Genomic DNA, 11,252 nt, shown 5'->3' with positions numbered 1-11,252 from the left:
AAAAAAAAAAGCAGATCCTACGATCTGCTCTTTTTTTTAACTGCTGCCGTATTTGGGGCTCACAACAGCAGTATGATTTAATTAACAACAGTGTAAATGTAGGAAGCTGTATTTAATTTTCCAAAAAAATATTGCATTTTATCTTGTTTTTTATGCATTTCATCGATGTTTTAGTTTTAACAAAGATGAATTTCCTACAATTTACTATGCAGTAAAAATTAAAAGAGACAGCTGGATAATGCGCAAATAAAAACGGGCAAACCCCCGCGGTAAGCCCGTTTTCGTAAAATAACTAAAGTAGTTGGGGCTACATTTAGTGAACAGAAGAATGTTCTTGAGGGCTAATGTAGAAATATTTTTCCTACAAAAAAATTTTTAATGCATTTTATCGATGTTTTTTAACGTTTTATCTGCTTTTTTATGTGTTTCCCTTAATTGTGACTACAGCATTCACCTCTTTTAAGGATCATTTAAGGTCCCGAAAAGATATTTTAAACCTCAGATTAAACCTTTTTGATACCTTGTAGTCTTAAGGGTAAACCACTACCATTGATCGCTGAATCTACTTTAGTATCGGAATTAAAAGCTCCCGAAACCCGGGAGGCCGCCTTCAGCACCCTTATGAAACAATATAAGGAGCGCTTGTATTGGCACATTCGCAAAATGGTTTATTCTCATGATGATACGGACGACGTACTACAAAACACCTTCATTAAAGTATACCGAAGCATAGACTCCTTTAAAGAAGAGAGTAAGCTCTACACGTGGATGTATCGTATTGCAACCAATGAGGCCATTACTTTTCTCAACAAAAAAGCCAAGCGTATGGAGACCGGCAATGAAGAAGTTCAGCAGCAGGCTGTGGCCAACTTAGCTGCCGATCCTTATTTTGAAGGCAATGAAATTCAGCTTAAATTACAAGAAGCAATTGCCCAGTTGCCGCAAAAGCAGCAATTGGTTTTTAATATGAAGTATTTTGACGACATGAAATACGACGATATGTCACAGATCTTAGGCACCTCTGTGGGGGCCTTAAAGAGTTCCTATCACATCGCCGTTAAAAAAATAACCGCCCAATTGAAAGCCGATTAAACCTTTAGTGACAAAAACAGTCATAAGAGCAGTATCATGAATTTGGAAAACGCACATAACAACTCAAATCCCTACGGAATCCCAGAAGGCTATTTTGAAGGCTTTGAAGCCAGCGTGCAAGCCCGTATCGCAGAAGAAGAGCTTCGGGAGTTGGTTTCTGATTCAGGCTTTGTGGCTCCAGAGGCTTATTTTGAAACGGTGGAACCCAAGGTCAGCGCGCAACTCAATAGGTCTGCACCTAAGGTCATTTCGATCTTTAGCAGACGCACCTTGTACGCCGTTGCTTCGGTTGCTGCAGCAGTTCTACTTATTGTAAGTTTGGTCAACAACGGTGGCGGCAGCGCTACAGATACGCTCGCCTTTGACACTATAGATACAGATACTCTTGAGGCTTACGTGAACAGTGACGCTATTGCTTTTACAGATGACGAGCTTATGGATTTTGTTTCTGAAGCCGATCTAGAAAGCAGCTTGTTCAGTGATGAATCCCTTACCGATGAAACTATAGAGACCTATCTCTTGGACAACTTAGACGATATTGATTTAATAACCACCTACGAGGAATAATTGTTTCCGTTTTTGAAGACAGACACTATGAAAAAACTATACTACATATTTATCTTTTGTTTACTGCTGAGCAGTTTCTCTGCCGATGCGCAGCGGCAACGGCCCAATCCCGGGGAGATTGAAGCGCAGAAAACAGCTTTTATCACCAATGCATTAGACTTGAGTGCAGAACAGGCTCAAAAATTTTGGCCCATCTACAATCAGTCCGAAAAGGCCATGGAAAACATCAGACGCCAACAAAGAGAAGCCCTGCGTCAAGTTAGGCTTGGTGGCGGATCTATTTCAGACGATGATGCCTATGCCTTGATCGAGAATTTGATGAATTGGGAACAAGAGATGCTCAATGAACGCAAAAAACTCGTGGCTAATTTAAAAGGAGTGGTCTCGCCTCAACAGATCCTTCGCCTGAAGCGCGCTGAAGAAGAATTTAAAAGACGCCTCTTGCAAGCCATGCAAAATCGTAGAAAGAATTAAAACAAAAGTGGACCTCAACGGTTCGCTTTTTTTTTATTTGAAAACGAGCTTATCGATCTTGCCGTAACCACTGGCAAAAGCCGTGGTATCGTTGACAAACTGAATGTTGTAGTAGGATTCGTCAGTGAGGTCGATCCAAGAATCGCCACCGTCATTAGAATACGATATCCCTGGAATTCCAACGGCCACTATCCCCTGCCCTTTGGTGTTGGGCACATAACGCACGCATGAACGGTAACCCGGTCCCGCTTGATCACTGATCAGTTTCCAGGTCTTTCCCCCGTCCGTAGTAACCGCTTTATTGCCTCCGTTCTCAGTTTTGGCTTCCCAATTCCCTCCGAAAATAATTCCGTTTTTCTCATCTAAAAATGAGACCGAATAAATTCCCGTCATGGCCTGCCCTTCCACAATAGGCGTTTCATAGACCTCCCAAGAATTTCCTCGATCTGTAGTTTTAAAAACACGGGCGCGCTTGCCTCCAGAGACCAACCAAGCGGTGTCACCATATACCGCTATATTGGTATTGCTCGCAGCAAAGGCCGCTTCTCCTTCTGCAGTCTCTGGCAGGTTATCACATGGTATTTTATTCCAAGTATTGCCTCCGTCTGTCGTTAATATTACAGACAAACAACCCTCTGTTGGGTCTCCCATAGCAATCCCGTTTTGATCATCCCAAAAGGCCATAGCGTCATAGAATACTTTTGGATGCGTTTCTGTGTAAACATCTTCAATAAAAGTGGGATTGGTTCCTTCTAAGCCGATCTTATACAAAACTGCTGGGTTTGCAATAGAAAGCACAAACACAGCATCACTCGTCTTAGCAATGGATCTAAAGGCTAAAAGCGAATCCTGATAGCTCACTGTCGCCAATTTGGGCACCTGCCCTTCCACCACCCCGATCTTCCCATTATTGGCCGCAAACCAAACTGTAGAATCATTAACCGCGGCAATGGCTCGAATACTTATACTGTCTCTAAAAACAGCGCTGGCTTGAACACTGGTAAATTCTGGCGCGCTGGAATCTGTACATGAAATAAACACAATACAAAAGATTGACAGGCTGAGCAAGGTTCTAATCATGGATCAAAAGGATTTAAGTGCAAATATAGAAGAATGCATTGCACGATTAATAATGATAATTTAAGCGATGCTGTAGTAGGCTTGTTCATAAATAAGGCTACTTTTGCAGCGATAATGAATACAGAAGTACGATTCCATAGAAATCTGGTTTTCGCCACCTTAGACAGCTTAAAGCTGATCTTCAACGAGCAAAAACAAGCCGATAAAGTCCTCAAGCAAACCTTGAAGCGCGACAAGCGTTGGGGGTCGCGAGACCGAGGGTTTATCGCAGAAACAACTTATGACATTGTGCGTTGGCAGCGTTTGTATGCCAAGGCAGCCGATGTTAAAGCGCCTTATTCCCGTGAAGACCTCTTTAGACTCTTTGCGGTATGGGCTGTGCATAAAGGACATTCCTTACCTAATTGGCCTCAGTTGGAAGGTACGCCTGTACGCAGGATCCGTGGGAAGTTTGACGAACTCAAAAACGAACGCGTTTACCGCGAATCCATCCCGGATTGGTTAGACGCTATGGGCCTTGACCAATTAGGAGGACAATGGGAAGAGGAGATCAAGGCACTCAATCAGCAAGCTGATGTGGTCTTACGTACCAATACATTAAAGACGAATAAAAACAAACTCAAAGACGCTTTAGAGGATGCAGAGATCCGCACTCAATCTAAAAAAATAGCAGCAGACGCTTTAGTTTTAGAAGAGCGCACCAATGTGTTCTCCTTACCGATCTTTAAAGACGGTTGGTTTGAGGTACAAGATATTTCTTCCCAACAAGTAGCTCCACTATTGGATGTAAAACCAGGAATGCGTGTGGTTGACGCCTGTGCTGGGGCTGGTGGAAAAACCTTGCACCTAGCAGCCTTGATGGAGAACAAAGGGCAGATCATTGCTACGGATATATACGATTTTAAATTGGCGGAACTCAAACGTCGCGCTCGCAGAGCGGGAGCTCACAATATTGAGACGCGTCTTATTGACTCGCCAAAAGTGATCAAAAAGCTTTACGGTAAAGCCGATCGCGTGCTTATTGATGCACCCTGTAGTGGATTGGGAGTACTCAAACGCAACCCGGACAGCAAGTGGAAACTGTCTCCAGAATTTATGGAGGAGGTCCAAGAGTTGCAGGCAGATATTCTGAGCCGCTATTCACGTATTGTAAAGCCTGGAGGAAAATTGGTTTATGCCACTTGTTCCATCTTGCCTGCAGAAAATCAGTTGCAAATTGAAAAATTCCTCGCTTCTGAGGCGGGTGCTGATTTCAAAAAAGTAGAAGACAAAACTTTATGGCCAAGCAAAACCGGTTTCGATGGTTTTTATATGTGCCTGCTTACCAAATCGAACTAAAATGAGATCCATTTTAAGCCTAGCCTTTTTATTTGTAGCCCATCTTGCAATTGCACAGCAACCCTATTATGACGATGTAAATCTGACTTTAACGGGAACGGCTTTATACAATGAGTTACAAACCAAGATCAGCAATGCCAGCAGCACCTTTGATTATTCCGATGCGCGTGACGCTTTGTTAGATACTGATGAGAACCCGTCCAACAGTAGCCAAGTTTTGTTGGTTTATGGATACAATGATTCTGACGGTAGCTGTACTACGGATCGAACCAGAAATAAGAGTCTCTTTGGGGGTATGTCTTGTGAATACAATCGCGAGCACGTTTTTGCACGTTCTAATGCCGACCCCACCATGGGAGACGTAGGCAGTACCACTACTGGAATTGGTGCTGACCCGCACAACCTGCGCGCTTCCGATCAGCAAATGAATAACAACAAAGGCAACCGTCGTTTTGGAGATGGCAGCGGAAACGCTGGGGTGATCAGCGGCGGAAATTGGTATCCTGGAGACGAATGGAAAGGTGATGTAGCCCGTATGATGATGTATATGTACACGCGTTACGGCAGTAGATGTTTACCTTCTTTAATGGGTACCGGTCCTACAGAAGGCAGCACTCAAATGCTGCAACTCTATTTGCAGTGGAATATTGAAGACCCAGTGAGCTTTTATGAAGATCAGCGCAATGACTTTTTAGAGTCTGCATATGGCAACAGAAACCCTTTTATTGACAACCCAGTCTTGGCAACGATCATTTGGGGTGGTGATACCGCAGAAGATCGTTGGGGATTGCTGAGCACTGCAGAATTGAGCACCGATCCTTTGGCGTTCTACCCGAACCCGAATTACAACGGAACCTTGAACATCAGCAGTACACTGCCTGTAACTGCAATTCAGGTGTATTCTGTAAGCGGGCAATTGGTGTTATCTCAAGATGATTTTCAAGGAAGCACATTAGATGTTTCTGCCCTTAATTCTGGTGTCTATTTGGTACGATTGACCGAAGCTGAAAAACAGTTAGTAAAACGGTTAATTATTCACTAAATCTTCTGGGTTTAGAGACGAAAAATTTTCGGGAATTGACGTACCTTTGCATTGCAATTGTACGTTAATCCGGCCGTATTATGATTCATTTTTTTGGCGATGCTACCACCGTTTTCGCCGTTCAAGCTACTTCTGACTTTCAAGAATCTGACCTGCAAAAATTAACCTGGCTTTTTGGCAACCGATCTCGTATCGAGGGTGCTGCCGTTAGCGGTAATTTTATTGGTCCAAGAGCTGCCATGGTAAGCCCGTGGAGCACCAACGCTGTAGAGATCACCCAAAATATGGGCCTCTCAGGCATCATTCGCATTGAACAATATGAAGCGGTAGCAGACAATTTTGAAGACTTTGACCCTATGCTGAGTCAAAAGTTCAACAGTTTGGATCAAGAGCTTTTTACCATTGACATCCAACCGGAATCCATCAAAGAGATCACAGACATAGCTGCTTTCAATGCCAGCGAAGGTTTGGCCTTGAGTGATGACGAGATCCAATACTTAGAAGAATTGGCTGATCGTTTGGGCAGACCGCTTACTGACAGCGAGGTCTTTGGGTTCTCACAAGTAAACAGTGAACACTGCCGCCACAAGATCTTTAACGGTACTTTTGTAATTGACGGCCAAGAGCAAGACAGCAGTTTATTCAAACTGATCAAAAAGACTTCAGAAACGCATCCAAACAAGATCGTTTCTGCTTACAAGGACAACGTGGCCTTTATTGAGGGACCAAAAGTCACCCAATTTGCGCCAGAGCGTCCAGAGGTACCTTCTTTTTACCAACAGGAAGATTTTGAATCTGTGATCTCGCTGAAAGCCGAGACGCACAACTTCCCAACTACAGTAGAGCCTTTTAACGGAGCTGCTACAGGTTCTGGTGGAGAGATTCGCGACCGTTTGGCCGGAGGGCAAGGATCATTGCCATTAGCTGGAACCGCAGTTTATATGACGGCTTACTCTCGCCTGAATGAAACACGCCCTTGGGAGCAAGAGATTGATGCCAGAAACTGGTTGTATCAAACGCCATTGGATATTTTGATCAAAGCTTCTAACGGAGCTTCAGACTTTGGAAATAAGTTTGGTCAACCCCTTATCGCCGGGTCTGTCCTGACTTTTGAGCATGAAGAAGATGCTCACATTCTCGGTTTTGACAAAGTGATCATGCTAGCCGGTGGTATCGGGTATGGAAAGAAATCACAGGCCATAAAAGCCACTCCGTCTAAAGACGACGAGATCGTTATTCTAGGAGGAGAGAATTACCGCATTGGTATGGGAGGTGCGGCAGTTTCATCTGCAGACACCGGAGCCTTTAGCAGTGGTATTGAACTCAACGCCATTCAACGCTCTAACCCAGAAATGCAAAAGCGGGCGGCTAATGCCATTCGCGGTATGATCGAAAGCAAAGACAATCCGATCGTATCTATTCACGATCACGGAGCTGGTGGACACCTGAACTGTCTCTCTGAATTGGTAGAAGAAACTGGAGGTCATATTGATCTTGACGCACTGCCTGTAGGAGACCCTACCCTATCGGCTAAGGAACTCATCGGAAACGAGTCTCAAGAACGTATGGGCTTGGTGATTGGTAGTGAAGATGCCGATATACTAAAACAAGTTGCGGATCGCGAGCGATCTCCAATGTATAAGGTGGGGAAAGTTACCGACGACCATCGCTTTAAATTTGAAGGCAGTAAGTCGGGCCAAAAACCGATGGACTTCATGCTGAGCGATATGTTTGGAAGCTCACCAAAGACCATTATGGAAGATCAACGCATCGATCAAGATTTCAACGCGATCACCTATGACCCGTCGGCTTTAAAACAATACGTCTTTGAGCTAATGCGCTTAGAAGCGGTTGCTTGTAAAGATTGGCTAACCAATAAAGTAGACCGCTGTGTAAGCGGACGCGTAGCCAAACAGCAATGTGCAGGTCCTTTGCAGCTGCCTTTGAACAACTGCGGAGTTATGGCCTTAGACTACAAAGGCAAAGAAGGTGTAGCTACTGCTATTGGACATTCCCCAGTGAGTGGTTTATTAAACCCTGCTGCAGGAAGCCGCAACTCCATTACTGAGTCATTGACCAACATACTTTGGGCGCCTATCCAAGATGGTCTTAGCGGAGTATCACTTTCCGCAAACTGGATGTGGCCATGTAACAACCCGGGCGAAGATGCACGCTTGTATGAAGCCGTTAAAGCGGTTTCTGATTTTGCCATTGAATTGGGAATCAACGTACCTACTGGAAAGGACTCCCTTTCCATGAAACAGAAATACAAAGACCGCGAAGTATTGTCACCAGGAACGGTGATCATCTCTGCCGCGGGTCATTGTGATGATATTACTAAAGTTGTGGAGCCTGTCTTGCAAAAAAATGGGGGCAGTGTGTATTATATCGACTTTTCTAAAACTGCGGCTGCCTTGGGCGGTTCTTCCTTTGCTCAGACACGTTCTGCTTTAGGAAACACTCCTGCTGATGTAGCCGACGCGGCTTATGTAAAAACAGCCTTCAACACCCTACAAGAGTTGATTAGAGCGAACCAGATTGCTGCGGGCCACGATATTGGTTCTGGTGGATTGATCACAACGCTGGCAGAAATGTGTTTTGCCGATCGTGATTTGGGAGCTGATCTAGACTTGAGCGGTTTAAACGCTGCTGATTTTGCCACAGCTCTCTTTGCTGAAAACTGCGGGGTTGTTATCCAAGCTGCACAGGACGACGCTGTTGAGAGCGCCTTGAATGCAGCTGGCGTTTCTTTTGTGAATCTTGGGTCAGTTCGTCAAACTGCAGAATTGGACGTGAAATTTAAGGGAGATTACTTAAGTTTTAAGGTAGACGAATTACGCGATGCTTGGTATGAAACCTCTTACCTTTTAGACCGTAAACAAAGTGGTGCAGACAACGCTAAGGCACGTTTTGACAATTATAAAAATCAACCGCTGAATTTTAAATTCCCAGTGGATTACACCGGAGCGCTTCCTGAGATCGATCCGACGAAGCCTAGAATCAAAGCAGCCATCATTCGTGAAAAAGGTTCCAACAGTGAGCGTGAAATGGCCAATGCCATGTACTTGGCAGGTTTTGACGTAAAGGACGTTCACATGACCGACTTGATTAGCGGCCGCGAAACCTTAGAAGACATTCAATTCATTGGCGCAGTAGGAGGCTTCTCTAACAGTGACGTATTAGGTTCTGCCAAAGGATGGGCCGGTGCCTTCCTTTACAACGAAAAGGCCAAAGCTGCTTTAGATAACTTCTTCGCCAGAAAAGACACCTTGTCTTTAGGAGTGTGTAACGGATGCCAGTTATTCGTGGAACTCGGCGTGATCAATCCAGACCACGATGAAAAACCTAAGATGCTTCACAATGAGACGGGTAAGTTTGAATGTAGCTTTACTTCGGTAACCATTCAGGAAAACCCATCCGTGATGCTTGCAGGACTTGCAGGTAGTACTTTAGGAATCTGGGCGGCTCACGGTGAAGGTAAATTTGCTTTGCCTAAAGCAGAGTCCGCCTACAATATCGTTGCCAAATACGCTTATGAAGGACTCCCTGCAAATCCAAACGGCTCTGATTATAACACGGCCATGATGTGCGATGACAGCGGACGCCACTTAGTGATGATGCCTCACTTGGAACGCTCAACCTTCCCGTGGAACTGGGGGCACTACCCTGCAGATAGAGACGACAAAGTGACTCCATGGCTACAAGCCTTTGTGAATGCTCACGAGTGGTTGGAGCAAAATATGGAGGGCTAATTCCCTAGTTTTTAGAGGATCGTCAATTTACCCACGCCTTAGAAAGGCGCATTTGAGGGTATGGCAAAAAATGGCTGTATTTTTTTGTAATTTGCGAGAAATCTAGCAGAAACGAACTATGACAGAAATTAAGAGACTCTTTGACTTCCCCTATTACCAACTGGAAAACCTGCCGCGCGAGGATGCGCTAGTGACCAAAAAAGCCGGCAACTGGACAAAAACATCAACCCAAAAATACGTAGATCAAGCCAATGCGATAAGCCGCGGTTTGCTGCGTTTGGGAGTAGACAGTGGTGATAAAGTCGCACTCATCTCCATGACCAATCGAACTGAATGGAATATTTGCGATATTGGAATCTTACAACTCGGGGCTCAGGATGTACCGATCTACCCAACCATCTCAGAAGAAGATTACGCGTACGTACTCAATCACAGTGAATCCAAATACTGTTTTGTCTCTTGTCAAGAGGTTTTGGAGAAGATCAATAAGATCAAAGATCAAGTCCCTACCCTAAAAGGAGTTTACTCTTTTGACAGCATTGACGGTTGTGACAATTGGACCCAAGTTTTAGAACTCGGTGCTGATGATTCGAATCAGGCAGAAGTACAAAAACGTATGGATGCGGTAAAAGAATCAGATTTGGCCACCTTAATTTATACTTCAGGAACTACCGGAAAACCTAAGGGAGTGATGTTGAGTCACAGCAATATTGTGAGCAACGCCATCAATAGTTCAACCCGCTTACCGATAGTTCAAGGATCTGCTAAAGCCTTGAGTTTTCTACCGGTTTGTCACATCTACGAGCGTATGCTCATGTATATGTATCAGTACACGGGTACGGGAATTTATTTTGCAGAGTCGCTGGAAACCATCAGTGATAATTTAAAGGAAGTGCAGCCACAAGTAATGTCTGCCGTTCCGCGTCTGTTAGAAAAAGTATACGACAAGATCATTGCTAAAGGAACCGACCTTACTGGAGTGAAGAAGAAATTGTTCTTCTGGGCCGTTTCACTGGGTCTTCAATGGAAGCCTTATCGCGCTAACGGCGGATGGTATGAGTTTAAATTGGGAATTGCCCGCAAACTCATCTTCAGTAAATGGCAAGAAGCTCTTGGAGGAAACTTGCAAGCCATTGCCTCAGGTTCTGCCGCTTTGCAACCGCGTTTAGCACGTGTGTTCAACGCTGCCGGCTGCCCTGTTTTTGAAGGCTACGGACTTACTGAGACCTCTCCAGTAGTTTCCGTGAACGATATGCGCAACGGCGGACTTAGAATAGGAACCGTTGGTAAAGTATTGCCAGACACTGAAGTGAAGATCGCAGAAGACGGAGAGATACTGGTTAAAGGACCTCAGGTGATGATGGGATATTATAAGGACCCAGAGAAATCTGCAGAAGTTTTGAAAAACGGCTACTTCCACACCGGTGATATCGGAGAAGTAGATGCAGACGGATTCCTAAAGATCACGGATCGTAAAAAGGAAATGTTCAAAACATCCGGAGGAAAATACATTGCGCCTCAGCTAATTGAAAATGTGATGAAGCAATCCCGCTTCATTGAGCAGATCATGGTTATTGGTGACGGAGAGAAGATGCCTGCTGCCTTCATTCAGCCGAATTTTGAATTCATTGCCGATTGGAACGAGCGCAAAGAAAAAGGCCTATCGTCTGACCCGGCTGAACTCATTAAAGATCCAAAACTGATCAAGCGCATCCAAAAAGAAGTAGACAAATACAACCAACGCTTTGGGAAATGGGAGATGATAAAGAAGTTCGAGCTTACCCCAGAAGTTTGGAGTATCGAAGAAGGTCACCTTACGCCTACCATGAAAATGCGCCGAAAAGTGATCAAAGAAAAATATATGGACCTATATAATAAGATCTACGACAAAGCATAAATTTAAATTG

8 protein-coding genes are annotated in these 11,252 nt (G+C 44.5%); 7 read left to right on the top strand and 1 reads right to left on the bottom strand.

Annotated elements, in window-relative coordinates:
• The first annotated feature begins 549 nt into the window (after positions 1–549).
• The 3 genes from POW22_RS13495 to POW22_RS13485 are packed head-to-tail and all read left to right on the top strand — an operon-like array spanning position 550 to position 2,133.
• On the top strand, positions 550–1,092 hold the full coding sequence (locus POW22_RS13495; protein ID WP_272833285.1) for an RNA polymerase sigma factor: 543 nt from the start codon (positions 550–552) through the stop codon (positions 1,090–1,092).
• Positions 1,093–1,128: 36 nt separating this feature from the next.
• Positions 1,129–1,659 (top strand): hypothetical protein, encoded by a 531-nt coding sequence (locus POW22_RS13490; RefSeq protein ID WP_272833284.1) that lies wholly within the window; start codon positions 1,129–1,131, stop codon positions 1,657–1,659.
• Between the two features lie 27 nt (positions 1,660–1,686).
• A complete protein-coding gene (locus POW22_RS13485) occupies positions 1,687–2,133 on the top strand; it encodes a Spy/CpxP family protein refolding chaperone (protein WP_272833283.1) in 447 nt (148 codons plus the stop codon).
• A 33-nt stretch (positions 2,134–2,166) separates the two neighbouring features.
• On the opposite strand, the gene POW22_RS13480 is transcribed toward POW22_RS13485, so the two are convergent.
• Positions 2,167–3,213: a WD40/YVTN/BNR-like repeat-containing protein gene (locus POW22_RS13480; RefSeq protein ID WP_272833282.1), complete on the bottom strand. Its 1,047-nt coding sequence runs from the start codon at positions 3,211–3,213 to the stop codon at positions 2,167–2,169.
• A 114-nt stretch (positions 3,214–3,327) separates the two neighbouring features.
• Here POW22_RS13480 and POW22_RS13475 point away from each other — a divergent pair, with 114 nt between their 5' ends.
• The 4 genes from POW22_RS13475 to POW22_RS13460 all read left to right on the top strand — a co-directional run bounded on the left by POW22_RS13475 (position 3,328) and on the right by POW22_RS13460 (position 11,242).
• Positions 3,328–4,551, top strand: coding sequence for an RsmB/NOP family class I SAM-dependent RNA methyltransferase (locus POW22_RS13475; protein ID WP_272833424.1), 1,224 nt, complete (start codon positions 3,328–3,330; stop codon positions 4,549–4,551).
• Between the two features lies 1 nt (position 4,552).
• Complete coding sequence (locus POW22_RS13470; protein WP_272833281.1) at positions 4,553–5,593, top strand: endonuclease; 1,041 nt, start codon at positions 4,553–4,555, stop codon at positions 5,591–5,593.
• 80 nt (positions 5,594–5,673) lie between these two features.
• Positions 5,674–9,345 (top strand): phosphoribosylformylglycinamidine synthase, encoded by a 3,672-nt coding sequence (gene purL / locus POW22_RS13465; RefSeq protein ID WP_272833280.1) that lies wholly within the window; start codon positions 5,674–5,676, stop codon positions 9,343–9,345.
• Positions 9,346–9,463: 118 nt separating this feature from the next.
• Positions 9,464–11,242, top strand: a complete 1,779-nt coding sequence (locus POW22_RS13460) for an AMP-dependent synthetase/ligase (protein WP_272833279.1) — start codon at positions 9,464–9,466, stop codon at positions 11,240–11,242.
• The last annotated feature ends 10 nt before the right edge of the window (positions 11,243–11,252 follow it).

The sequence above is a fragment of the Gilvibacter sediminis genome (genome assembly GCF_028561565.1).
Lineage (GTDB): Bacteria > Bacteroidota > Bacteroidia > Flavobacteriales > Flavobacteriaceae > Gilvibacter > Gilvibacter sediminis.
The sequence above is the reverse complement of the archived record's forward strand: the minus strand, read 5'-3'. Positions and strand labels throughout refer to the sequence as shown.